The organism is Bradyrhizobium sp. Ken01, from assembly GCF_055807355.1.
In genome coordinates, this window is sequence record NZ_JBVVPC010000034.1 from 1 (window position 1) to 25,000 (window position 25,000).

The 25,000-nt window shown below is 63.1% G+C and carries 17 protein-coding genes, 2 tRNA genes, 2 rRNA genes and 1 riboswitch (1 of these 22 cut by a window edge); of the genes, 13 read left to right on the plus strand and 8 right to left on the minus strand.

Annotation, left to right across the window (positions count from 1 at the left end; all coding sequences use genetic code 11):
* The first annotated feature begins 229 nt into the window (after positions 1-229).
* Both AC0L3S_RS27495 and AC0L3S_RS27500 read left to right on the plus strand, forming a co-directional pair.
* Positions 230-934: a YdcF family protein gene (locus AC0L3S_RS27495; RefSeq protein WP_473263810.1), complete on the plus strand. Its 705-nt coding sequence runs from the start codon at positions 230-232 to the stop codon at positions 932-934.
* A gap of 33 nt (positions 935-967) precedes the next feature.
* Positions 968-1,741 (plus strand): lysophospholipid acyltransferase family protein, encoded by a 774-nt coding sequence (locus tag AC0L3S_RS27500; RefSeq protein WP_473263809.1) that lies wholly within the window; start codon positions 968-970, stop codon positions 1,739-1,741.
* Here AC0L3S_RS27500 and AC0L3S_RS27505 read toward each other — a convergent pair.
* Entirely contained in the window at positions 1,738-2,349 is a 612-nt protein-coding gene (locus tag AC0L3S_RS27505) for a gamma-glutamylcyclotransferase (RefSeq protein WP_473282572.1), read from the minus strand. The genes AC0L3S_RS27500 and AC0L3S_RS27505 overlap by 4 nt on opposite strands.
* A gap of 110 nt (positions 2,350-2,459) precedes the next feature.
* On the opposite strand from AC0L3S_RS27505, the gene AC0L3S_RS27510 reads away from it, so the two are divergent.
* The 3 genes from AC0L3S_RS27510 (at position 2,460) to AC0L3S_RS27520 (ending at position 5,648) form a co-directional block, all read left to right on the plus strand.
* Positions 2,460-3,644 (plus strand): DUF2125 domain-containing protein, encoded by a 1,185-nt coding sequence (locus tag AC0L3S_RS27510; protein WP_473282574.1) that lies wholly within the window; start codon positions 2,460-2,462, stop codon positions 3,642-3,644.
* Positions 3,645-3,886: 242 nt separating this feature from the next.
* A complete protein-coding gene (locus tag AC0L3S_RS27515) occupies positions 3,887-5,230 on the plus strand; it encodes a GDSL-type esterase/lipase family protein (RefSeq protein WP_473282576.1) in 1,344 nt (447 codons plus the stop codon).
* Positions 5,231-5,420: 190 nt separating this feature from the next.
* Entirely contained in the window at positions 5,421-5,648 is a 228-nt protein-coding gene (locus AC0L3S_RS27520) for a hypothetical protein (protein ID WP_473263805.1), read from the plus strand.
* 225 nt (positions 5,649-5,873) lie between these two features.
* Here the strand turns inward: AC0L3S_RS27520 and AC0L3S_RS27525 are convergent, their stop codons facing one another.
* From AC0L3S_RS27525 to AC0L3S_RS27535, 3 genes are read right to left on the minus strand one after another with little or no spacing between them, the layout of a single operon-like run.
* Complete coding sequence (locus AC0L3S_RS27525) at positions 5,874-6,809, minus strand: prephenate/arogenate dehydrogenase family protein (protein WP_473282578.1); 936 nt, start codon at positions 6,807-6,809, stop codon at positions 5,874-5,876.
* A complete protein-coding gene (gene hisC, locus AC0L3S_RS27530) occupies positions 6,806-7,903 on the minus strand; it encodes a histidinol-phosphate transaminase (protein WP_473282580.1) in 1,098 nt (365 codons plus the stop codon). Before hisC ends, AC0L3S_RS27525 begins: the two co-directional genes overlap by 4 nt.
* Positions 7,904-7,937: 34 nt before the next feature.
* A complete protein-coding gene (locus tag AC0L3S_RS27535; RefSeq protein WP_473282582.1) occupies positions 7,938-8,786 on the minus strand; it encodes a chorismate mutase in 849 nt (282 codons plus the stop codon).
* Between the two features lie 203 nt (positions 8,787-8,989).
* Positions 8,990-9,069: riboswitch (SAM riboswitch) on the plus strand.
* Between the two features lie 91 nt (positions 9,070-9,160).
* On the opposite strand from AC0L3S_RS27535, the gene metX reads away from it, so the two are divergent.
* Entirely contained in the window at positions 9,161-10,360 is a 1,200-nt protein-coding gene (gene metX / locus AC0L3S_RS27540) for a homoserine O-acetyltransferase MetX (RefSeq protein ID WP_473282584.1), read from the plus strand.
* A gap of 12 nt (positions 10,361-10,372) precedes the next feature.
* Positions 10,373-11,035 carry a methionine biosynthesis protein MetW gene (gene metW, locus AC0L3S_RS27545; RefSeq protein ID WP_007597293.1) on the plus strand — a complete coding sequence of 221 codons (663 nt, stop codon included), beginning with the start codon at positions 10,373-10,375 and terminating at the stop codon, positions 11,033-11,035.
* A 122-nt stretch (positions 11,036-11,157) separates the two neighbouring features.
* Here the strand turns inward: metW and AC0L3S_RS27550 are convergent, their stop codons facing one another.
* Entirely contained in the window at positions 11,158-12,021 is an 864-nt protein-coding gene (locus AC0L3S_RS27550) for an alpha/beta fold hydrolase (RefSeq protein WP_473282586.1), read from the minus strand.
* A 199-nt stretch (positions 12,022-12,220) separates the two neighbouring features.
* On the opposite strand from AC0L3S_RS27550, the gene AC0L3S_RS27555 reads away from it, so the two are divergent.
* Positions 12,221-12,997, plus strand: a complete 777-nt coding sequence (locus AC0L3S_RS27555) for a TIGR02594 family protein (RefSeq protein ID WP_473282588.1) — start codon at positions 12,221-12,223, stop codon at positions 12,995-12,997.
* 121 nt (positions 12,998-13,118) lie between these two features.
* Here the strand turns inward: AC0L3S_RS27555 and AC0L3S_RS27560 are convergent, their stop codons facing one another.
* Positions 13,119-13,907, minus strand: a complete 789-nt coding sequence (locus AC0L3S_RS27560; protein WP_473282590.1) for an MOSC domain-containing protein — start codon at positions 13,905-13,907, stop codon at positions 13,119-13,121.
* 257 nt (positions 13,908-14,164) lie between these two features.
* On the opposite strand from AC0L3S_RS27560, the gene clpB reads away from it, so the two are divergent.
* Entirely contained in the window at positions 14,165-16,816 is a 2,652-nt protein-coding gene (clpB, locus tag AC0L3S_RS27565; RefSeq protein ID WP_473282591.1) for an ATP-dependent chaperone ClpB, read from the plus strand.
* Between the two features lie 100 nt (positions 16,817-16,916).
* On the opposite strand, the gene AC0L3S_RS27570 is transcribed toward clpB, so the two are convergent.
* Both AC0L3S_RS27570 and AC0L3S_RS27575 read right to left on the minus strand, forming a co-directional pair.
* Entirely contained in the window at positions 16,917-18,536 is a 1,620-nt protein-coding gene (locus AC0L3S_RS27570; RefSeq protein ID WP_473282593.1) for a hypothetical protein, read from the minus strand.
* Between the two features lie 156 nt (positions 18,537-18,692).
* Positions 18,693-20,756, minus strand: a complete 2,064-nt coding sequence (locus tag AC0L3S_RS27575) for a peptidoglycan DD-metalloendopeptidase family protein (protein WP_473263795.1) — start codon at positions 20,754-20,756, stop codon at positions 18,693-18,695.
* 1,044 nt (positions 20,757-21,800) lie between these two features.
* Here AC0L3S_RS27575 and AC0L3S_RS27580 point away from each other — a divergent pair.
* The 4 genes from AC0L3S_RS27580 to AC0L3S_RS27595 form a co-directional block, all read left to right on the plus strand.
* A 16S ribosomal RNA gene (locus tag AC0L3S_RS27580) occupies positions 21,801-23,289 on the plus strand.
* 188 nt (positions 23,290-23,477) lie between these two features.
* Positions 23,478-23,554 (plus strand) — tRNA-Ile (locus AC0L3S_RS27585).
* 33 nt (positions 23,555-23,587) lie between these two features.
* Positions 23,588-23,663, plus strand: a tRNA-Ala gene (locus AC0L3S_RS27590).
* A gap of 405 nt (positions 23,664-24,068) precedes the next feature.
* Positions 24,069-25,000: ribosomal RNA gene (locus AC0L3S_RS27595) — 23S ribosomal RNA — on the plus strand (it continues 1,941 nt past the right edge of the window).
* The 16S and 23S rRNA genes sit together here with 2 tRNA genes alongside, the layout of an rRNA operon.

A 25,000-nucleotide genomic window follows, 5' to 3' on the forward strand; every position in this document is an offset into this window, starting at 1 on the left:
CCAAGGCACGCGATGCGCGCACCGCCTACGCCAATGCAACTTGACAACAGAGATAGTCGCTCACCCGTCTCGCCGCTATCGCGGCGAGCCACCCTCTCCCACAAGGGGAGAGGGGAAATCTAGTTCGCGGCCCCAGTGCTTCGCCACATCGATTGAGGCCGACAAAGCGGACTCCACTTCGCCTCAAAACGTCCTAAAATCACCTCTGGGAAGGGATCACCGACATCGCATGAGCGCGCCGACCGACGATCGATCGCCGAAACTGCCGCGCGGCTGGCTGCGCGCGGCCGTGATGTCGACGATTGCGCTCGCCTTCGTCGGCGCGGCGGCGGGCTTCATCGCGTTTCTGTCGCAATTGCGCGGCGCCGAGATCGCGCCGGACCGCAAGGCGGACGGCATCGTGGTTCTGACCGGCGGCTCCTCGCGGGTGTCGGATGCGATGGAGCTGCTCGCTGCCGGCTACGGCAAGAGGCTCCTGATCTCCGGCGTGCATCCGACCTCGACCGCGAGCGACATCTCCCGGACGCTGCCGGAGAACCAGTCCTTCATGCGTTGCTGCGTCGATCTCGACCGCACGGCGGTCTCGACCCGCGGCAATGCCGCGGAAGCGCGGCGCTGGGCCGCGGGGCGCGGCTTCAAGTCGCTGATCGTGGTCACCTCGAACTATCACATGCCGCGCGCGCTGGTGGAATTCTCGCATGCGATGCCGGAGACGACACTGATCCCGTTCGTGGTGGTCGGCGACAAATGGCGCGAGGAGCCGTGGTGGACCTCGGCGTCCACCTTGCGGCTGCTGCTGTCGGAATATGTCAAGTACATCGCGGCCGAGGTCAGGGTGCGGCTGGAGGATTTCGGGATTGACCTTTCACCCGAGATGTCGGAGCAGCCTTCCGGGCTGCAGTCGAAGCGGCCCGCCACCGCACAGGCCAATTGATCGGCAACTGATCGGCAATTGATCGGATCCTCGATGTTCTTGATTTTCCTGCGATCGCTCGTGTTCAACGTGCTGTTCTATACCGTGCTGGTGTGCCTCGCGATCGTGGCGCTGCCGACCTTCGCATTGCCCCCGCGCGCCATGCTCACGGTCGCGCAATGGTGGGCGAAGGCGACGCTGTTTCTGATGCGGACGGTCTGCAACATCAAGGTGGAATTCCGCGGCCTCGAAAAGATCCCGACGGGACCATTGGTCGTCGTGGCGAAGCACCAGTCGTTCTGGGAGACGTTCGTCTTGCCGGGTTTTTTCGACCGTCCGATTTTCATCCTCAAGCGTCAGCTCATGCAGATCCCGGTGTTCGGCCAGTTCCTGGTCAAGACCGGGATGATCGCGATTGACCGCAATGCCGGCGTCAAGGCGCTGCTGGACATGACGCGGCGGGCGCGTGAGGCGGTGCGCAGCGGCGGGCAGCTCGTGATCTTTCCCGAAGGCACGCGCCGCGCTCCGGGCGCGCCACCGGACTACAAAAGCGGCTTCGCGCAGATCTATTCGTCCTGCGGTGCACAGTGCCTGCCGATCGCGCTCAATTCCGGCCTGTTCTGGCCGCGCCGCACCTTTATGCGCTATCCCGGCACGCTGGTGGTGGAATTCCTCGATCCGCTGCCACCAGGCTTGCCCAAGGACGAGTTTCTCTCCCGTGTGCAGACGGTGATCGAAGACGCGACCGGCCGCCTCGTCGAAGCGGGCCGCAAGGAGCAGGAGCAGCTGATCGGCTCGGCGCCGAGCTGTGCGCCGTCGGAGAGCTAGCGGTTTTCCCGATCGTGCATCGGAGCCGGCGCGTGCGGAGAATGCGCATCCCCATGCAGCATCATGGCAAGCTGATGCAGCTGCGCATCGCGAAAGCCTTCAGCCTCGATCGCCTTCACCGTCGCGGTCACGTAGTCGCGGTTGGCGCCGGACTGGCCGTGGCCCTGGAGCACGTGGCGATGCTGGTCGATGAGCGACAGCCGGCCGGCATATTGCACATGGCCGCGGTCGACGACATAGGCGAGCGCGGAGACGCGCTGCCGCGCCTCGTTCTCCAGCCACAGCGAGCGCATGACTTCGCGATAGACCGACGTCACCTGCTCGCGCGCGCGCAAATAGGCCACGACGTCGGCGCGGTTCTTTTCGGCGACGCGGAAGGCGATGCCGCGGCAGGCGCCGCCGCGGTCGAGGCCGAGCACCAGACCCGGCTTCTCCGGCGTGCCACGGTGGACGAAGGAATAGACACAGAGCGCGCGATGCTCGCCGACCAGCCGCGCCGGGACGCGCTCCTCGAATTCGAAGCCCGGCCGCCACATCAGCGAGCCGTAGCCGAACACCCAGAGCTCGCCCTTGGCGGTTGTGACGGAGGGGAGGGTGATTTCCGACATTTCGGGCACGGCTACCAGAACCGCGCCCGCAAGCGAAGCGAATTCTCCGCCTTTCGTCGCAGCCGCACCTCGCTTACATTTGACAAAATCAGGGGTCAAAGGGTCGCCGCATGTCCGATATGACCGTTGCCGCAGGCCGGCGCTCCCGTTGGGGCCTTTTCATTGCCCCTGTCATCCTCCTGATCCTCGCGGTGGCGTGGAGCTGCTTCTGGTTCTATGCGGCGTCGCAGGCCGAAATCGCCGCCGACGCCTGGCGCGCTCAGGAGGCCAAATCCGGCCGCGTCTACGATTGCGCCAAGCGCTTGATCGCGGGCTTCCCCTTCCGTTTCGAGGTCCAGTGTTCCGGCGCCAGCGTCGCCCTGGTGTCGCAGAACGCCAGCAAAACGCCGTTCACGGCGAAGCTCGACAACATCCTGGTCGTCGCCCAAGTCTACGACCCCAAGCGTGTCATCGCCGAATTCACTGCACCCGCGACGCTCACTGACGGCGTCACGCAAAGCACCTTCGTCGTGAACTGGAGCAAGGGTCGCAGCAGTGTGTTCGGCCTGCCCGCCGTGCCGGAGCGCGCCTCCATCGTGTTCGATGAGCCGACCGTTAATCGTGTCGACGGTAGCGTGCAGGTGCCGCTCGCACGCGCGAAACAGGTCGAACTGCACGGACGCCTCGCGGATGGATCGCCGTCCGATCATCCCGTGATCGAGACCGTGCTCCAGATCGTGCAGGGCAGCATCCAGGGCGTACATCCGCTGCTCGCCGAGCCGTTCGAGGCCGACACGCGGGCGAAGATCACCGGACTGTCCGACCTCACGCCAAAGCCGTGGCCGCAACGCTTCCGCGAGATCCAGGCCGCCGGCGGCCATATCGAGATCGTGCAGTCCCGGATCCAGCAGGGCGAGATGATCGCGGTTGCGGCCGGCACGCTCGGGCTCTCGGCCAACGGCCGTCTCGACGGCGAATTGCAGATGACGGTGACGGGCCTCGAGCGCGTGATCCCCGCGCTCGGCATCGAGAAGATGCTGGAGGAGGGGGTGCCGCAGGCAACCCTCGATCGCGTCGCGCCCGGCGTGAAGTCGCAGGACCTCAACAATCTGTTCGGTGCGCTCGACCGCGCCGTTCCCGGCCTCGGCAAGGTCATCAAGCAGAACGCCAATGCCGGCGTTGCCGCCGGCATCAATTCGATCGGCACCGAGAGCACGCTGGAAGGCAAGAAGGCTCGCAGCTTCCCGCTGAAATTCGTCGATGGCGCCGTGCTGCTCGGCCCGGTCAAGGTCGGCCAGATCCCACCGCTGTATTAGGTCGTGAATTCATAAATTTGCCGGGCGGACGGCTTGGTCCGCCTGACGCGTTCGAAGCTGTGAACAGATGGCTTCCGAAAAGCTTCTTGTTAGCGCCAGTGATCCAACCTGCGAGATCCTCTCCGGCGTCGGGCGAGGAATGCGTCAGCGGCGTCTGGACAGGTAGCGTTCTGCCGCCCTATTGAAGGCCAACTGACGGCTCTAAGGTCGCGCCCAAATTATTTGGGGGTTCGGGGGAAACAATGAACGCGTTGAATTGTCTCGTGGCAGCATCGCTGCTCGTCGCCTCGCTTCAGACCGCAACTGCCAAGGATGGCGAACATTGGGTGGTGTCCTGGACGGGCGCGGTTCAGGGCCCATACCCCGTCGGCAATCCGTCTGCCCAGCCCGAACAGAAATTCGCGTTTCCCGAGCCAGCGTCCGGTGCGCGGGACCAGACCTTTCGCCTGATCGTGCGACCGGATATCTGGGGCCGTCAGGTCCGCATCCGGCTCAGCAACGCCTTCGGCACCAAACCCGTCACGTTTGACGGCGTTTACGTCGGCCTGCAGTCGGGCAGTGCCGCGTTGATTCGCGGCTCCAACACTCCGGTCACGTTCGCCGGCACGGCTTCCGTTACGGTGTCGCCGGGGAATTCGGTCTGGAGTGATGCGATCGCGCCGCCGTTTGCAAAGCGGCCTGATGAGCTCGCCGGCCGCCGGCTTGCGGTCAGTTTTCATGTCGCCGGCCTGAGCGGTCCGATGACCTGGCACGCCAAAGCGCTGACCACCTCATATGTCAGTGCGCCCGGCGCCGGCGCGAAGGGCGCCCTCGAAGACGAGGCTTCCTTCCCCTATGCGACTGCGTCGTGGTTCTTTCTAGATGCGATCGAGATGACTGCGCCTGCCGATGCCTTCGCCATCATGGCGTTTGGCGATTCGATTACCGACGGGACCGCCTCAACCATGAATGGCGACGATCGCTGGCCCAACGTGCTGTCGCGTCGCCTGAAGGCGGTCTACGGCAACAAGGTCGCCGTCGTGAATGGCGGCATCGGTGGCAACCAAATCGCAGGCCCCGCCGAATATGGTCCCGACAAACCCTACGCGGGCGGCCCCGCTTCGGGCCAGCGGCTCGATCGCGACGTGCTGTCGCTGTCCGGCATATCGAGCCTGATCTGGCTGGAAGGCATCAACGATTTCAGCAAGAACGGCAATTTTACCGCCGACCAGGTCATCGCCGCGATGAAGGACGGCGTCGCGAGGCTACGCGCAAAATGGCCGCAAGCCCGGATCATTGGCGCCACCGTCGTTTCAGCACTGGGCAGCACCAGCGCGGCACATGGTTTTCCCGAGCAGGATGACAAGCGCAAGGCGCTCAACACATTCATCCGGAGCTCGGGGACATTCGACGGTGTGATAGATTTTGATCGCGCGACGCTCGACCCGGCCTCGGGTGGCCTCAAGCCGGAGTTCGTTCCCGAAAGCACGACTGGCGGCGCCGGCGACAAGCTTCATCCCAACCGCACCGGATATCTGGCGATGGGACAGGCCATCGACCTCGATCTGTTCAAGCCGGGAAAGTTTGGTCGCAGCGCGAAGCAGTAAGATGAATTCAGAGTCACCTCTCTGCCTTCATCGCCCTCAGCTGTCGTAACTTCCTCCATGCGGGTTACGAGCTGAACTCACGGCCGCTTCGCCGGATCGTGATTGCGCGCCGGGAATGCGGAGCCGCAAACTCCGCTCTCTCCCCATGTCGGCCGCACGTTGAGGCGGTCGCCCAGGCAGGAGAGATACCATGACCAAGTCCAGGCTGTTCGTTGCCGCCATCGCCATCTCGACCGCGCTTGCGACGCCCGCGTTCGCGCAATGGCAATGGCAGTCGCAGGAGCCGGCCGCATACGCCTCGATGTATCCGAATGGTGATCGCAACATCTCGAATCCCACGACGCGGGAGACGATGGCATTCGTCCCCTCGCCGAAATCACCGCGCCCAACGGTGATGCGCGCGAGCAAGGGCAAATAGCCGCCATCCACCACTTGCCCGTCGCGAGCTGGGCGCGGTCATGGCGTCGGTGGTACGCCGAAGACGGACGACAACGTCGTCATGACGCAGATCCGCTATTATCCGTTCTAGTCACGGAGCCATGCAGGCTCGTAGCCTGGATGGAGCGAAGCGCAATCCGGGGATCTTGCCTCAAGCGACGGAGGTCCCGGATTACGCTTGCGCTCCATCCGGGCTACTTCAGTGTTACGGCTTTTTCAGCGCCGCATGCGGCCGGCCGAAGTCGGGCGCGGCCGAGTCCTGGCCGATTTCGACGATGCCGCGGCGGATGGCGCGGGTGCGGGTGAAGTGGTCGAACAGCGCCTCGCCGTCGCCGCGTCGGATCGCGCGGGTGAGCTTTGCCAGATCCTCGGTGAAAGTGCCGAGCATCTCCAGCACGGCTTCCTTGTTGGCGAGGAAGACGTCGCGCCACATCGTCGGATCGGACGCCGCGATGCGCGTGAAGTCGCGAAAGCCGCCGGCGGAAAACTTGATGACCTCGGACTCCGTCACCTGCGCCAGTTCGTCGGCGGTGCCGACGATGGTGTAGGCGATCAGATGCGGAAGATGGCTGGTGATCGCGAGCACGAGATCATGATGATCCGGCGTCATGATTTCGACCTTGGCACCCATCGCCGCCCAGAACGCGCGCAGGCGATCGGTGGCAGCCGCATCAACGCCCTCCGGCGGGGTGAGGATGCACCAACGGTTGATGAAGAGCTCGGCGAAGCCGGAGTCCGGACCCGAGTGCTCGGTGCCTGCGACGGGATGCGCCGGCACGAAATGGATGCCCTTCGGCAGATGCGGCGCCATATCCCTGACGATGGCGCCTTTGACCGAGCCGACGTCGGAGATGATCGCGCCGGGCTTGAGATGGGGGGCGATTTCCTGCGCCACCGGCCCGCAGGCGCCGACGGGAATGCAGAGGATGACGAGATCGGCGTCCTGCACGGCTTCCGCATTGGTTGCGACGACCCGATCGACGATGCCGAGCTCCATCACGCGTGCGCGCGTCTTCTCCGAGCGTGCGGTGGTGACGATCTCGGAAGCCAGGCCCTGGAGCTTCGCAGCGCGCGCGATCGAGCCGCCAATCAGGCCGAAGCCGATCAGCGCGACGCGCTGGAAGTGCGGGGTCGCGCTCATCGTCCGGCCATGAAGTCGCGCAAGCCCTCGACGACGAGGCGGTTGGCCTCCTCGGTGCCGATGGTCATGCGCAGCGAATGCGGCAGGCCGTAGTTCTTCAGCCCGCGCAGCACGAGGCCCCGCTTGGTGAGGAAGGCATCGGCGTCGTCAGAGGTCTTGCCCTTGTCGGTCGGGAAGTGGATCAGCACGAAATTGGCGACGCTCGGCGTCACTTTCAATCCGAGCTTGCCGATCTCGTCGGCGAGCCAGTTGCGCCAGGTCTCGGTGAATTGCTTCGACATGGCCTGATGCGCGGCGTCCTCGATCGCGGCAACGGCCGCGTACATGGCCGGCGTCGATACGTTGAAGGGACCCCGGATGCGGTTGACCGCGTCGATGATGTGCTCGGGGCCGAACATCCAGCCGATGCGCAGCGCCGCGAGACCATGGATCTTGGAGAACGTGTGCGTCACCACCGTGTTCTCGGTGGTCGCCACCAGCTCGATTCCCATCTCATAGTCGTTGCGGGAGACGTAGTCGCAATAGGCCGCGTCCAGCACCAGCAGCACGTGCGAGGGCAGGCCGGCGCGCAGGCGCTTGACCTCGTCGAACGGCAGATAGGTGCCGGTCGGATTGTTGGGGTTGGCGAGCCAGACCAGCTTTGTCTTCGGCGTCACTGCCTTGAGGATGGCATCGACATCGCAGGTGAGGTTCTTCTCGGCCGCGATGACATTCTTCGCACCGACCGCCATGGTCGCGATCGGATAGACCAGAAAGCCGTGCGTGGTCGAGATCGCCTCGTCACCGTGGCTGAGATAGGTGTGGGCGAGCAGATTGAGGATCTCGTCCGAGCCGGCGCCGCAGATGATGCGGTTGGGATCGAGCCCGAAGGTGCGCCCGATCGCTTCGCGCAGCACGCGCGAGGTTCCTTCCGGATAGTCTTCCAGATGATCCGCCACCTGCTTGAACGCCTCGATCGCCTTCGGCGAGGGCCCGAACGGGGTCTCGTTGGCCGAGAGCTTGAACACCTTGCGGCCGGGCTCTGCCACCGGGGTCTTGCCGGGCGTGTAGGGCGCAATATCGAGAATGCCGGGATTCGGCACGGGGCGGGACATCTTCAACTCCGGAGTGGCTTAAGCGGTTCGCGACTTACGATTTCGACCCGGTCGGGGGCACCGTATAGCGCGTTGCGTGGCTGCCGACGAGGGCCGTGGAGCGCACCGAGGCCCCCGCTTCGATCAGGGCAGCTTTGATTTTGTCGAGGCTGCTCGTCGCGGTGACCGAGACCAGCAGCGCGGCGCCGTCGAAGGCGGTATCGGGCACCGCCACGATCTCGGCGAGCGGTGACAGGGCGCGCGCGACCTCGGCGTTCCACCCTGATACGCGCACGCTGAAGGTCTCGACCTCCGTCACCAGCGCACTGTCCGCGACACGCGAGACCGCGAACACGGGCAACGCCGCCGGATGGTCGGCGCGCTCGACGAAGGGCAGCCGCGCGATGATCTTTGGCGCGCCTTCTGCCTCCAGCTCCAGCCACCATGGCGTGCGGCTCGAGGTCGCCGAGACCAGCGCAAGGTCGCCCTTGGACTTCGCCACCGCCTCGACCGCCGCCTGCGCGCTGAAATGCGCGACGTAAGGCACCGTGAAGCCGAAATGGAATCGCGCGGAATCGCGCATGGCCGGCTCGCTCGCCGAGATGTCGGCGTGGACCGAGAACGGCGCCTGGACATAAGTGAACGTCGCGATGATGACGCGCCAGATGCTCTCGACGGTGTCGAGCGGCAGGATCCCGCGATGGCGCTGCACGAGGTCGCGCATCATGGAGGCCTCACGTGCCGGGCGGAACGCCGAGCCGACCTCCTGGGTCTGCTTCACCTGGATCAGGCGGTCGATGATGTCGCCGCGCTGCATCAGCAGGCGATGCATGCCCTCGTCGATCGCGTCGATCTCCTTGCGCAATTCCTGGAGCGATGGTGGCGCGGGCGGACGTTGGGACATGTCTGTGAGGTGCTGTTGCGAGGCGTTCAATGCGGATCAGTCGAGCTGTCACCGCTGTGATGGATATCCTGATTAGGCAGTCGGGGCTGCGAAAGCAAAGAGAAATGCAAAGGGAAATCGGGCCACTTCCGCCCGTGGCGCGACAGGCGAATTTGGCTGATCCGGGCCGCGACTTGACGAAAACCGTCCAAGACGGTAGTTTTTACCTGTTCCGTGGTCATTTGAGCCGGCCGGCTTGCAGCCACGTTAAAAAACTCGCTAAACAGGCCGGGGACCCTTTCGATCCCGGCCGAACCTATCGTTCAGGCCGGGTTTTTCATGGCCTGATGTCAGTCGCGGTCGGACCCCGATCGCAAACGAGTCAGTGGTCAGAGATGGGCATCAAGTCAATTCCCAGTCCCGCGATCAGCGCCGATGAGCGCTCGCACGAGGTCGATCATCCGAGCTCCCAGGTCGCGCGCTTCGGTGCCGACCAGCCGCTGCCGCTTGATTGCGGCGTCGATCTCACCCCGTTCCAGATCGCATACCAGACCTATGGCGAGCTCAACGCCGAGCGCTCCAACGCCATCCTGATCTGCCATGCGCTGACGCTCGATCAGCACGTCGCCAATGTGCACCCGCTGACCGGCAAGCCGGGCTGGTGGGAAATTATGGTGGGGCCCGGCCGCCCGCTCGACACCAACAAGTATTTCATCATCTGCTCGAACGTGATCGGCGGCTGCATGGGCTCGACCGGCCCCGCATCGACCAATCCGGCGACCGGCAAAGTGTGGGGCCTGGATTTTCCGATCATCACCATCCCCGACATGGTGCGAGCCCAGGCCATGCTGCTCGACCGCCTCGGCATCGATACGCTGCTCTGCGTCGTCGGAGGCTCGATGGGCGGCATGCAGGTGCTGCAATGGACCGCAGCCTATCCGCATCGCGTCTTCTCTGCGCTGCCGACCGCATGCAGCACGCGCCATTCGGCGCAGAATATCGCCTTCCACGAACTCGGCCGGCAGGCGGTGATGGCCGATCCGGAATGGCATGGCGGACGCTACGTTGATCACGGCACCCATCCGCATCGCGGCCTCGCCGTCGCCCGCATGGCCGGGCACATCACCTATCTCTCCGACGCCGCGCTGCATCGCAAATTCGGTCGGCGCATGCAGGACCGCGAGCTGCCGACCTTCTCGTTCGACGCCGACTTCCAGGTCGAGTCGTACCTGCGCTACCAGGGCTCGTCCTTTGTCGAGCGCTTCGACGCCAACTCCTATCTCTATCTGACCCGCGCGATGGACTATTTCGACATCGCCGGCGACCATGGCGGCGTGCTGGCGAAGGCGTTCGCGGGAATCCAGACCCGGTTCTGCGTCGTCTCCTTCACCAGCGACTGGCTGTTCCCGACCTCGGAATCGCGCGCGCTGGTGCACGCGCTGAATGCGTCGAGCGCGCGGGTGTCGTTCGCCGAGATCGAGACCGATCGCGGTCACGACGCATTCCTGCTCGACGTGCCCGAATTCTTCGACATCGCCCGTGCCTTCCTGCAATCGGCTGGCAAGGCGCGCGGGCTCACCGCCAATAATGCTTAAGGACGGCTAGTCATGTCTGTACAGGAAGCGTTGCCGCTGGGCGGCCTTGCGACCGGGCAGCCCGGTGATTTTCGCGCCGACCATGTGCTGGTGGCCGAGATGGTCAAGCCGGGTTCGAAGGTGCTCGACGTCGGCTGTGGCGAGGGCGACCTGCTCCAACTGCTGGAAACCCGCGGCATCGACGGCCGCGGCATCGAGCTGTCGCGCGAGGGTGTCAACCGCTGCGTCGCCAAGGGTCTTGCGGTGGTGCAGGGCGATGCCGACACAGATCTCGTGAATTATCCGGATGACGCCTTTGACTACGTGATCCTGTCGCAGACCTTGCAGGCGACGCGGCAGCCGAAAGTGGTGCTGGAGAATTTGCTACGCATCGGCCGCCGCGCCATCGTGTCGTTCCCGAATTTCGGATTCTGGAAGATGCGGCTCCAGCTCCTGATCGGAGGCCACATGCCGCGCACGGAGAATCTACCGGCAAGCTGGTATGACACCGCCAACATCCATTTCTGCACCATCAAGGATTTCGTCGAGCTCTGCGACGCGATCGACGTCAAGATGGAACGTGCCGAGGCGCTCGACCTCTACGGCCGCCCGCTGCGGCTGCGGATGCCCTGGTGGGTGTGGAATCTGTTCGGCGAGCAGGGCGTGTTTCTGCTGACGCGGGGCGGCAGGAAGTAGGATTCCTGTAGCCTGGATGAAGCGTAGCGCAATCCGGGATTCTATCCGCGGATGCGAAGGCCCCGGATTACGCTTGCGCTCCGTCCGGGCTACGCGACGGAGCGTGTGGTGACGTCTTCGCGCTAATGCGCCGCCAGCGACCGCGCATCGCGCACCGGCCATCTTCCCGCTTCCACCAGCGTGACGAACCGTTCCACCGTTTCGTTGAACAGGGCCGGCTCTTCGAGATTGAGCACGTGGCCGGACTTCGGAAACATGGCGAGCCCTGCCGCAGGCAGGTGCTTCTTCAGAAACAGGCTTGCGCCCACGCACGGATCGTCCTCGTCGCCGCAGATGACGAGTGCCGGCGTCGTGGCCGCTCTGATCGCGTCCGTCATCGTAAAGATCGAGGGCCGGCCGGCCTGGAAACCGCGCATCGTCCGCGCCGATCCCCTGGCGTCATGCCGCGCCAGGGCTGCGTAGAAGTCGGCGTGGCCGCGCGGGTCCTTCACCAGGAAGGGAATCCGGCTCGGCGCCTCGCGCGTGACTCTTGCGACTTCTGCGGAGCCGAGCATCTCGAATTGCTCCGCGTTGGCGCGGCACTGCTGGCGCCAGGCGTCCAGGTTCTCGATATGCGAGCCTGAGCCGACGCCGGCGAGCGTCATCGACAACGCACGTTGGGGCGCGTTGAGCCCAATCTGGAGCGACGAATAGGCGCCCATCGAGAGGCCGACGAAGTGCGCGCGATCGATCTTCAGATGATCGAGTACCGCGAGCGCATCGGTATAGAAATGCGTGTAGCCGTAGACCTCGCCATCAGGCACGTCCGATGGCGTGTAGCCGCGCGCGGAATAGGTGATGCAGCGATGGCCGCGCGAGAAGTAGCGCATCTGCGGCTCCCAATTGGTGTAGTCGGCCGCGAACTCGTGCAGAAAAAGTATCGGCGTGCCCGCGCCTGCTTGTTCAAAATAGAGGCGGCAATTGTCTTTCGTGAGGGCGTGAGGCATCCGGTTTTCTCCCAGAGGTGGCTGCGGCTGTGGAATGGCGTCCTGCGGTCAGCGCATACGATCCTAACACCTATTAATCATCGTCCAAATTCTTCGCGGCCGCGTCTTGTTCTCGCCACATCAGGATACTGATACAGCCCGCGGATGTCGGCCACCGCACGGGCCGATTGGGAAGTGGGGTGTCAACGAAGGATGAAGAATGTTCGAGTTGTTTGCGTCTCGCCTGTCGCGCTGTGTCGTCGCGCTGGCTGTTTTCTTCGCGGCGGTCGCCGCCTTCACTTCTCCGGCGTCAGCACGACCTCATCGTCATAGCGCAGAGCGGCACGCTTACGCGCATCACGCCAGCAGACATCATCATTACCGGCATGCACGCGGCTCGCGCTTCGAGCGCGGCGCGGCGCAATTGCAGGCGAGCGGCTTCGGCAACACCTTCGCCAGCTATGACCCGAACGCCAATAGCGGCGGCATCGGTGGAATGGCCATGAGCGGCAGCGCTGGAATGGTTACCAGCGGTGAGATGACAACGCGCGCCAGCCGTCGAACCATGAGGCGTGGCGGTGGGATGGCCATGAACGCGAATGACGGCGGCGTGACCAATAGCGCGACGAGCAGCGGCGGCTTCGGCGGCGGATCGGGCCTCGTGTCCGAGGCACGCCGCTATGTCGGCGGCAATCCGACCGGCCGCGGCAGCCTGTGGTGCGCGCGGTTCATGAACATGGTGCTTGAGAAGACTGGTCACCGTGGCACCGGCTCCGATATGGCGAATTCGTTCGCGCATTACGGCACGCGCGTCTCCGGTCCGCAGGTCGGCGCCATCGCAGTGATGTCGCGCGGTGGCCGGGGTGGCCATGTCGGCATCATCACCGGCATCGACGCGCAGGGCAATCCGATCATGATCTCCGGCAACAACGGCAACCGCGTCCGCGAAGCGCCGATCTCGCGCGGCCGGATCTATGCCTACGTGATGCCGAATTGAGGTTTCTGCCCCGTCATTGCGAGGAGCGAAGCGACGAAGCAATCCAGACCGTTTCCGCGGGCGCATTCCTGGATTGCTTCGCTGCGCTCGCAATGACGGAGTACGTGGCGCCGGCGTTGCGTCACACCAGCTTCGGCTCTTCCAACGCAACCGCGTCGCCCACGCCGATGTCGCCGTCGGCGATCACCTCGGCATAGATGCCGCAGTCCATGTGGCCGAGATTGCTCGAGAGCGTGGCCGGGATTTCGAGATCGCGCCTGGCGGTCTCGGGGTCGACATTGGTGGCCGGGCAGCGCTTGATGCGCTTGACCACTTGCAACCGGGCCTGTCCGATCGCCAGCGTCTGGCCAACGAGGTCGAGCTCGGACCAGGCCGGCCAGCCCTTCACGTAGAGATTGGCGCGGAAGCGCAGCGGGTGGACGGCGGCGCCGCCGAGCATGGTCTCGAGCGCGCGGACGCTGCCGAGATTGATGATGGACACGACCTTGCGGGCGACATCGGAAAAGCTGTGGTCGCGGCCGGACAGGATCTTGGGCGGGCCCTTCAGCTCCGGCTGAAAGTTGTCCCTGAAATAGGCCTCGATGGTGGCGCGCCCGGCGGCGGTCTCGAGATCGCCGCTGGCGACGATCTGGCCGTCCTTGCTGATGGTCAGGCGGTTGGTCGCGTCCTCGAACCGGCTGTCGAGCGAAGCCAGCCGCTCATTCCGCGCCAGCATCAGGAACTGGATCTTCGGCTTCCACTGGGGCTCTTCCGGATCGAAACCGCTGGGGCCGTTCTCGATGGCGTAGCGGCGGTCCGCGGGCAGGGTCTGGCCGGTCCGCAGGGAGACGCGGGGCAGGGGCTCCGGCGTCAGGCCCTTGATCGGATAGCGGTAGAGGCCGGTGATCTCGGCGGTCTGGCTGGCTGTCATTGCGCTAGGTGTCATGCCGCTACTTAGGGGATTCGGCCCACCGGCGCCAAGCGGGCGGATCCGCGCACGAAATTGTGAACTCGCCTCTTCCGGTCCGAGGCCTCGCTTCCCACATCTGGGTCAGGCCGGCGCCAGCGCCGGCTGATAACGACCGTTGCCGGTTGAGAAACGTCAATGCGGTCATCGCAAACCCAATGAAGATGCCGTTTGGAGTGCCTTAGAGGGCTCCAGGGGCAGGCCGAGGGAAAGACCACGATATGAACATCGAAAAATATACCGAACGCTCCAGGGGCTTCGTCCAGTCCGCGCAGTCGCTTGCGGTGCGCGAAGGGCACCAGCAGTTTTCGACCCTGCACGTCCTGAAAGTGCTGCTGGACGACACAGAAGGCCTCGCTGCCGGTCTGATCGACCGCGCCGGCGGCAATTCCCGCGCAATCCTGAAGGCGACCGAGGACGCCCTGAACAAGGTGCCGAAGGTCTCTGGCGGCGGTGCCGGCCAGATCTATCTGGCGCCTGAGCTCGCCCGCACCTTCGACGCCGCGGAAAAGGCCGGCGAGAAGGCCGGCGACAGCTTTGTCACCGTCGAGCGGCTGCTGCTCGGCCTCGCGCTGGAGAAGACCAGCGAGGCGGGCGCGATCCTGGCCAAGGGCGGCGTCACCCCGCAAAACCTCAACGCGGCGATCGAAGCGCTGCGCAAGGGCCGGACCGCGGACTCCGCCACGGCCGAGAACGCGTATGACGCGCTGAAGAAATATGCCCGCGACCTCACTCAGGCCGCGCGCGACGGCAAGCTCGATCCGGTCATCGGCCGCGACGAGGAGATCCGCCGCACGATCCAGGTGCTGTCGCGCCGGACCAAGAACAATCCCGTCCTGATCGGCGAACCCGGCGTCGGCAAGACCGCCATCGCCGAGGGCTTGGCGTTGCGCATCGTCAACGGCGACGTGCCGGAGAGCCTGAAGGACAAGAAGCTGCTGTCGCTCGACCTCGGTGCGCTGATCGCCGGTGCAAAATATCGCGGCGAGTTCGAGGAGCGGCTGAAGGCCGTGCTCCAGGAGGTGACCGGGAGCGAGGGGCAATTCGTCCTGTTCATCGACGAGATGCACACGCTGATCGGCGCCGGCAAGGGCGATGGCGCGATGGACGCGTCCAATTTGCTCAAGCCTGCTCTCGCCCGCGGCGAGCTGCACTGCATCGGCGCCACTACGCTCGACGAGTACCAGAAGCACGTCGAAAAGGACGCGGCGCTGGCGCGGCGTTTCCAGCCGATCTTCGTCAGCGAGCCCTCGGTCGAGGACACGATCTCGATCCTGCGCGGGCTGAAGGACAAGTACGAGCAGCACCATGGCGTGCGGATCACCGATTCCGCGCTGGTCGCCGCCACGACGCTGTCCAACCGCTACATCACCGACCGTTTCCTGCCGGACAAGGCCATCGACCTCATGGACGAGGCGGCCGCGCGGCTCAAGATGCAGGTCGATTCCAAGCCGGAAGAGCTGGATTCGATGGATCGGGAAATCATCCGGCTGAAGATCGAACAGGAAGCATTGAAGAAAGAAAGCGATGCCGGTTCGAAGAGCCGCCTGCAGACGCTGGAGAAGGAGCTGGCCGATCTTGAGGAGAAGTCTGCGGCGCTCACCGCACGCTGGAGCGCGGAGAAGAACAAGCTCTCCGACGCCCAGAAGCTGAAGGCCGAGCTTGACGGCTTACGGGTCGAACTCGCCAACGCGCAACGGCGCGGTGAATTCCAGAAGGCCGGCGAGCTGGCCTATGGCCGGATCCCCGAGCTTGAGAAGAAGCTCGCTGACATCGAGGCCAAGGAAAATACAACGGAGAACTCCGGCGAGATGATGGAGGAGGCGGTCACCGCCAACCACATTGCGCAGGTGGTCTCGCGCTGGACCGGCGTGCCCGTCGACAAGATGCTCGAAGGTGAGAAGGACAAGCTGCTGAGGATGGAGGACTCGCTCGGCAAGCGCGTCGTCGGCCAGGCCGAGGCCGTGCGTGCGGTTGCGACCGCCGTGCGCCGTTCGCGCGCGGGGCTGCAGGACCCGAACCGGCCGACCGGCTCGTTCATGTTCCTGGGGCCCACCGGCGTCGGCAAGACCGAACTGACGAAGGCACTCGCCGAGTATCTGTTCAACGACGAGACCGCGATGGTCCGCCTCGACATGTCCGAATACATGGAGAAGCACTCGGTCTCGCGGCTGATCGGCGCGCCTCCGGGCTATGTCGGCTATGACGAGGGCGGTGCGCTGACCGAAGCGGTGCGGCGCCGGCCCTACCAGGTCGTGCTGTTCGACGAGATCGAGAAGGCGCATCCCGACGTCTTCAACGTCCTGTTGCAGGTGCTCGACGACGGCCGCCTCACCGACGGCCAGGGCCGAACCGTCGACTTCCGCAACACGCTGATCATCATGACCTCGAACCTCGGTTCGGAGTTTCTGGTGAACCAGCCGGAGGGCGAGGATACCTCGGCCGTGCGCGAGCAGGTGATGGGCATGGTGCGGGCGCATTTCAGGCCAGAGTTCTTGAACCGCGTCGATGAGATTATCCTGTTCCATCGCTTGCAGAGGAGCGAGATGGGCCGGATCGTCGAAATCCAGTTCGCGCGGCTGCAGAAGCTTTTGGCCGATCGCAAGATCGTGCTGACGCTCGACGCTGCGGGCCGCGACTGGCTCGCCGCCAAGGGCTGGGATCCCGCTTACGGCGCGCGGCCGCTCAAGCGCGTAATCCAGCGTCACGTCCAGGATCCGCTCGCCGAGATGATCCTGGCCGGCGACGTCAAGGACGGCGACAGCGTTGCGATCTCGTCCGAAGGCAACGTGCTGACCTTCAACGGCAAGGTGCCGCAGACCGCGGAGATCGCCCAGTTCGAGGCGCCGGTGTCGAAGCGGAAGCTGAACTGAGCGCCGGCATTCGAAGCCTGGAACAACAAGCCGCCCCGGAGAGGTCAATCTCTCCGGGGCGATTTGTTTTGCGGGTTGTTGGCGAACTTACTGCGGCGACTTATTTCTTCGTGACCTTGTAGATCGCGTTCTCGATGTCAGAAGAGAAATAGATCGTGCCGGATTCCCCGATGCCGACGCCCGTCGGGATGTGGGTTGGCAGTCCTCCGGGCGCGCCGGTCAGGCCGATTGGAAGATTGGCGGCGATCTCGGTCACCTTGCCGGTCTCCGGCGCGATCTCGATCAAGCGCTTCGCGCCGACCTCCGCGACGATCAGCTTGCCGTCGCTGGCGCGTGCGATTCCCTCGGGCATTTTCAGGTCCTTGGCGACCACGGTCTTCTCGCCGTTGCTCTCGATCATGGAGACGACGCCGGAAAAAGCCTCGCTGACATAGACCTCGCCACGCGATCCGGCGACGAGCCCGACCGGGCCCTCGAGGCCGCCGATCAGCGGGGTGCGGTCCTTGCCGTGCTCGCCGCTGACGCGGACCAGCGATTTGGTGCCGAGCTCGGCCACCAGGATGCTGCCGTCCGCGAGCACGAGCGCGTCGTGCGGCGCCTTGAAGCCGTGCAGCATGTCGCGGGTGGCCCCGGTCTTGCCGTCGATCACCTGCACCGTGCCGGTGAACCAGCTCGACAGGACCACGTCGTTGCCTTTCGCCGTTGCGCTCATCGGATATTCGAGCGTGACGCCGGCGGCGTGCATGCGGGCCTTCTCGGTGACCTCGCCGGTCGCACCGTCCACCGTGCGATAGGCGAACACGTCGGCGACGTGGATCGTATCCTTGCCGTTCTCCGACGTGACGCCGATGCCGCCGGGCAAGGCGAGCTTGCCGATGATGACCTGCCGCGCCTGGCCGGTCGCCGGATCGACCTCCTGGATGCCGTTGTCGGCCATGTTGGAGACATAGATTCGGTCCTTGTCGTCGATCGCGAGATTGTCCAGCGACGGCTTCAATTGCGCGACCATGGTCTTGGCGCCCGATTTGGGATCGACCCGAACGAGCTGGCCGAGCGCGGTGTCGACCACCCAGAGATTACCCTTGGAATCGAAGTTCACCGCGGCCGGGACCTTGAAGCCATCGGCGACGACGGTCAGCTCGGCCTTGTCGACGTCGACCTTTGCGACCTGTCCCTTGAACCAGAGCGGACCGTAGAGCTTGTCGTCGGGACCGAACTCGAAGCCGTTGAGGCCGCCCATCTTCTCCATAATCTGGCGCGGCGGTTTGATGCCCTCGACGTCGATCTCGTAGAGCGTGTCGCCGAGGAAGACGGTGGTGGCGTACAGCCTGCCGTCCTTGCGGAAGGCGAGCGAATTGATGCCGGGAAGGCCGGAAGCGAGTTTATTGATCGGGCCGTCGCCCTTGCGCGAATAAAGATCGCCGGCCAGGAAGCCGGTCCAGGCCATGGTGCCGTCAGGCGCGAACGCGATGTCGTCGGCCATTCCGACCGGGGCGGGGATTGCAACCTTGGCGGTACCGCCGGCGATGTCGACCTCGTAGAGCGCCGCGCCCGCGACGCTGCCGGCAAACAGATGGCCCGCCTTGTCGATCGCAAGCCCGTGCACGCCATGGAACGCCGAGCCCGGGACGAGCCGGGTAACCTCCCAGTTTTCGGCCGAAACGCTGGTGACGGAGACAATCGCAGCGACGAAGGCTGCGCAGGCGAGCCTGTTCTTCATGGCGAGACCTCCCGTTTTTTGGAAAGTATTCGCTCCTCACGCCGCTTTGGCAAACGAAACTTGACGTTGTGATGCCGCCAAGCGAGCCTCGCGCGTCGACGTCAAATCCGGATCGTGTTTGAAGATGACCGGCCGATCTCGGCCGGTTCGCGGGCTTTACCGATTGGTGACCTGCAAAGGTCCGCCGGTTGCGTCCGACATCCGGGCGATGGCGCCGGCGCGGCCGCTCATCATGCCGTCGAGCCGGTCGCGCTCCTTCTCGAAACCGGCCAGCATCGGGCCTTCCAGCGAGCGGCCGCGCGGCAGTTTCACACGCAGCGGATCGACGAAGCGGCCGTTGACCAGGATTTCGTAGTGGACGTGCGGGCCGGTCGACGCGCCGGTCGAACCGACGAAGCCGATCACCTGGCCCTGCCGCACCTTCTTGCCGGGCTCCATGCCCTTGGCGAAGGCCGACATGTGGCCATAGGCGGTCTCGTAGCCGTTGTTATGCTTGATGCGGATGTATTTGCCGTAGCCGCCCTCGGGGCCGGCCTTCTCGATCACGCCGTTGCCGGAGGCGAAGATCGGCGTGCCGTAGGAGGTGGCCCAGTCGACGCCGGTATGCATCTTCACGTAGCCGAGGATGGGGTGACGGCGGCCGCCGAAGCCGGAGCGCATGATGGCGTTGTTGACGGGCTTGCGCACCAGGAACTTCTTCGCGCTCTTGCCGGTCTCGTCATAGTAGTCGACGACGCCGTCGTCGGGGCTCTGGTAGCGGTAGTATTTCTTGGTCTCGCCGCCGAGCGTAAGCGAAGCGAACAGCACGTCGTTCTTTTCGCTCGCGGTCACGCCTTCGTCTTCGCCGGCGTAGAACACGTCGAATGAATCGCCCGGCGCCACCTTGCGCTGGAAATCGACGTCGTAGGAATAGATCTTGATCATGTCGTCGATGACAGGCATCGGCACTTTGTTGCGCATCGCGGTCTCGTAGATGCTCTGGTAGAGCCGCACGCCCGTGCCGTCATCGTCGTCATCGTCGTCGCTGTTGGCGTTCGCCGCCGCGTCCGCGACGGTATTCATGCTGGAGACGTCGACCGCGACATATTTGCCGAGATCGGACAGCGCCGCGATCGCCTCGACCATGGTCTCGTTGGCGATGACGACGCGGTAGGGCTGCAGACGGGCGCCGGGGCTTGCGGGCGCCATCAGGATGCGCAGCTTCTCGCCTTCCTTCAGGCCCCCGTCGCGGCCGCGCGGACCGAGCGTCGCGGTGATCGCCTTGATCTCCTCGGCCGTGGCGCCGAGATCGCGCAGCACGCCGGCGACGCTGTCGCCCTTCTTGACCACGTGGACGCGTTCGCCGTTGGGATTGCCGCCGGTGATCTGTTCCTTGGTCTTCGGCAGCAGCGTGACGTTTTCCGGCACCACGCGCGTCTCGAAGCCGGCATAGGGATCGGACGGCGACACTTCGGTGGCGTAGGCGCTTCTGATCTCGGACGGGCCGGTCGCGCCGGAGACGTCGGCCGCAGCATTGGAGAGCGCGGCGTAGCGCACCCCGCCATTGCCGCGCCAGTTGGCGGCATCGCGGACCCGCATCAGGATGTCGTCGAGCGCCACCACTGCGGTAATCTTGGCTTTCGGCAGCACCTGGGAGAGGTCCTTGGTGACGAAGGAGACCTCGGCGTCGGGTTCGACGGCTTCCGGATTGTTCGGATCCTCGGATGCCGTCTTCGGATCGGAGCCGACATCGGTGAGAAGGCGCTGGGCGTTGAACGGCGGGATCTTCGCCGACAGGTCGCTCGTCGTCATCGACAGATTGCCGGCGATCCGGATGAAGGGACGCACCCGCATCACGTCGCGGTTGCCGACGCGGGCGACAGTCGAGACGCGCACGATGTTGCGCGAGGCCGTGGATTCGTTCGGCGGCGGTAGGCGGTCGCTCTTGTGCAGCGTGGCGGCGCGGTCGGCTGCGCCGAATGCACCGCGCAGCGCGCCTTCGACGCGCTCCGGTACCTTGGCGAAGGTCATCTCGCCGTCGAGTGAAGCGAAAACGGCGCCGCCGATCAGGGCTGCGCCGCAAAGTCCGGTCAGAATTGTCCCGCTGAACCATTGCACCGAGACGCGGCGGCGATCGATGACCGCGGCTTCGGAACCATCGACGGACAGCGGCGGCTCGTGGCCGAGATCGATGATCCCGGTCTCACGCCCGTAAGCGCCGCGTGACGTCCTGTGGTTCAACCCAAGTCCCCCAATCAACGACCCGAGAGCCCGATTTCGAGCAGCCCCGTTCCGGGCAACCCTGTTTCGAGCCCCTCCTTACGCCGCCCTCTCTGGGGCGTCTCTGGAAAAGGCAAGCCGCATAGGCGTCCGCGGTCAGAAGGCCCAGATGACGGACCGGCCGAAATTACGAACAGCTAAGCGGAAAAAAGATCTCTCGATGTGTCTCGAATGTCTGAAGAAGGCCGCTTCATCGGATGATCGCCTTCCTCTGACCCCACACGAACCGCCGGCAGCCCCCACTGGCATCCCTGCGATTCAAGCTTTGTCTGTACCAGAACGCCGGGGGATTGTGGCTCAAGTACGGCGCCTAATATGGAAAAGTTTCCGGAAACGGCCGGGCGCCAGGGGCCTTCCAGGGGCGGGCGCTCCAAGTCAGGTCCAGGCCGCGTTCAAGGCGCCTCCATGCCGCCTCCGGAGCCCCCTCGGGCCCAAACTTTTTTTGGGTTTTTTCTCCGCACTGGCCCGATCCAGCCGCTCGGCGACTTTCTAACCCGCTGTAAACGCGTGGATTTTTCGAACAATCCACCGTGCGACGATTTTCTGACAATGGTCGTTGACAACCCCGATGGGTGGGGCCTATAACCCGACCACTGAGCGCGGCGCCGCCGGGTCACTGACCAAGGCGAGCGAACGCGCCACTGATGCTCCTCACCTTGTTGAGTGACACAACAGTCGACGTAAGTCGATTGGAGTTCATCCATCGTCGGTAAGGGTGTCGGAACCCTTCCTCTCTGGAAGGTTGGGGCCTCCTGGTCCCGGGCTGTTTGACAAGTGAAGATGAAGAAAGAGAAACGTGGACGGCGGAGTCCTTGCGCCTCTCGGATACTGAAGAGCTTCGGCTTTTGAGTTCTGAGAGGGGACGAAAGACTTCGGCGGTACACGTTTTAAGGTTACACCATCGTTGCCAGCGATGTGAATCGCGGGCAGCTCATCGACTTCGGTTGATGAAAAATGGTGGGACCTCGTCAAAACGTTGTGATCAGCCGGTTCAAAGTTCAAGTCCAACTTGAGAGTTTGATCCTGGCTCAGAGCGAACGCTGGCGGCAGGCTTAACACATGCAAGTCGAGCGGGCGTAGCAATACGTCAGCGGCAGACGGGTGAGTAACGCGTGGGAACATACCTTTTGGTTCGGAACAACACAGGGAAACTTGTGCTAATACCGGATAAGCCCTTACGGGGAAAGATTTATCGCCGAAAGATTGGCCCGCGTCTGATTAGCTAGTTGGTGAGGTAATGGCTCACCAAGGCGACGATCAGTAGCTGGTCTGAGAGGATGATCAGCCACATTGGGACTGAGACACGGCCCAAACTCCTACGGGAGGCAGCAGTGGGGAATATTGGACAATGGGCGCAAGCCTGATCCAGCCATGCCGCGTGAGTGATGAAGGCCCTAGGGTTGTAAAGCTCTTTTGTGCGGGAAGATAATGACGGTACCGCAAGAATAAGCCCCGGCTAACTTCGTGCCAGCAGCCGCGGTAATACGAAGGGGGCTAGCGTTGCTCGGAATCACTGGGCGTAAAGGGTGCGTAGGCGGGTCTTTAAGTCAGGGGTGAAATCCTGGAGCTCAACTCCAGAACTGCCTTTGATACTGAGGATCTTGAGTTCGGGAGAGGTGAGTGGAACTGCGAGTGTAGAGGTGAAATTCGTAGATATTCGCAAGAACACCAGTGGCGAAGGCGGCTCACTGGCCCGATACTGACGCTGAGGCACGAAAGCGTGGGGAGCAAACAGGATTAGATACCCTGGTAGTCCACGCCGTAAACGATGAATGCCAGCCGTTAGTGGGTTTACTCACTAGTGGCGCAGCTAACGCTTTAAGCATTCCGCCTGGGGAGTACGGTCGCAAGATTAAAACTCAAAGGAATTGACGGGGGCCCGCACAAGCGGTGGAGCATGTGGTTTAATTCGACGCAACGCGCAGAACCTTACCAGCCCTTGACATGTCCAGGACCGGTCGCAGAGATGTGACCTTCTCTTCGGAGCCTGGAACACAGGTGCTGCATGGCTGTCGTCAGCTCGTGTCGTGAGATGTTGGGTTAAGTCCCGCAACGAGCGCAACCCCCGTCCTTAGTTGCTACCATTTAGTTGAGCACTCTAAGGAGACTGCCGGTGATAAGCCGCGAGGAAGGTGGGGATGACGTCAAGTCCTCATGGCCCTTACGGGCTGGGCTACACACGTGCTACAATGGCGGTGACAATGGGACGCTAAGGGGCAACCCTTCGCAAATCTCAAAAAGCCGTCTCAGTTCGGATTGGGCTCTGCAACTCGAGCCCATGAAGTTGGAATCGCTAGTAATCGTGGATCAGCACGCCACGGTGAATACGTTCCCGGGCCTTGTACACACCGCCCGTCACACCATGGGAGTTGGTTTTACCTGAAGACGGTGCGCTAACCCGCAAGGGAGGCAGCCGGCCACGGTAGGGTCAGCGACTGGGGTGAAGTCGTAACAAGGTAGCCGTAGGGGAACCTGCGGCTGGATCACCTCCTTTCTAAGGATGGTTCTTCAGAAGCTTGCTTCTATCGAACCGTTTTAGAAACATCAGTGGCCAACGGTCGTCAGGATCGTTGAGCTGCATTGGCGGGATTTCGCCGTCTTCGTTTCTCTTTCTTCGCGGACGAACACGCGCTGGGGCTGCAACCTTGCAGAATCCCTGGTCCTTGACTGGATATGCGTTAGGGGCTTGTAGCTCAGTTGGTTAGAGCGCGCGCTTGATAAGCGTGAGGTCGGAAGTTCAAGTCTTCCCAGGCCCACCACACTCATCGAGTGAGCATTCGTCTTCTGGTTACGGGGCCATAGCTCAGCTGGGAGAGCGCGTGCTTTGCAAGCATGAGGTCGTCGGTTCGATCCCGTCTGGCTCCACCAGATGGTTTGATCACCGACTGCTCATGCCGTCGTCCGCGAAACATCACTTCGCACTTACTAGTCCGGATGGACAGTAAGCTGCGTGATTTCTGACATCGTAAAGAGGAGATCGATCCGAGTTGGATCGGGCAACAAGTAATTGTTGCGCGATACTTCATTATCTCCGGATCATTTCGGCGCTCGTGCGTCTTCCAGGGTAGCTCACAAGGCTGCATTGAAAGACAAGCGAGTTGTAAATGATCCTTTTAGCGAAGCTTGACCGCCTCGCTATCGGAACGATCTTACGAAGCAAGCTGGTCTTTCTAATCATTGTCCGGCTGCAGATAGCGTTCATCGAGGGCGCGTGCCGCAAGGTAGTTCTGCAGACAACATTCTGCCGAGTGTGTGGACATTGATAATGAGAGCAATCAAGTGCCTTAAGGGTGTTCGGTGGATGCCTTGGCGCTGAGAGGCGATGAAGGACGTGCTACGCTGCGATAAGCCGTGGGGAGCTGCGAAGAAGCTTTGATCCATGGATTTCCGAATGGGGAAACCCACCTTCGATAGCCGGAACTCCAAGACCTCAGTCGAAAGACTGTGGTGTGGGGTTCGAACAGAAATGTGAGATGCCTAAGCCTTTAGATTTCGATCGAAGAGGTTTTGGATTTCCGGTTATCAATAGAAGGTATGAGACTTCTGAATACATAGGAGGTTTCAAGCAAACCCAGGGAACTGAAACATCTAAGTACCTGGAGGAAAGGACATCAACAGAGACTCCGTTAGTAGTGGCGAGCGAACGCGGACCAGGCCAGTGATACATCAAAGACAATCGGAACCAGTCAGGAAAGCTGGGCCTTAGAGGGTGATAGCCCCGTACGAGTAATGCGATGATGTATCCACGAGTAAGGCGGGACACGTGAAATCCTGTCTGAACGCGGGGGGACCACCCTCCAAGCCTAAGTACTCCTCAGCGACCGATAGTGAACCAGTACCGTGAGGGAAAGGTGAAAAGCACCCCGACGAGGGGAGTGAAATAGACCTGAAACCGGACACCTACAAACAGATGGAGCCCAAGATACGTTCTGGGTGACATCGTACCTTTTGTATTATGGGCCAGCGACTTAATTTAACGAGCAAGCTTAAGCCGATAGGCGAAGGCGTAGCGAAAGCGAGTCTGAATAGGGCGTCAAGTTCGTTGTATTAGACCCGAAACCTAGTGATCTAGCCATGAGCAGGTTGAAGGTGAGGTAACACTCACTGGAGGACCGAACGGGTGTCTGTTGAAAAAGACTCCGATGACTTGTGGTTAGGGGTGAAAGGCCAATCAAACTGGGAAATAGCTGGTTCTCCGCGAAAGA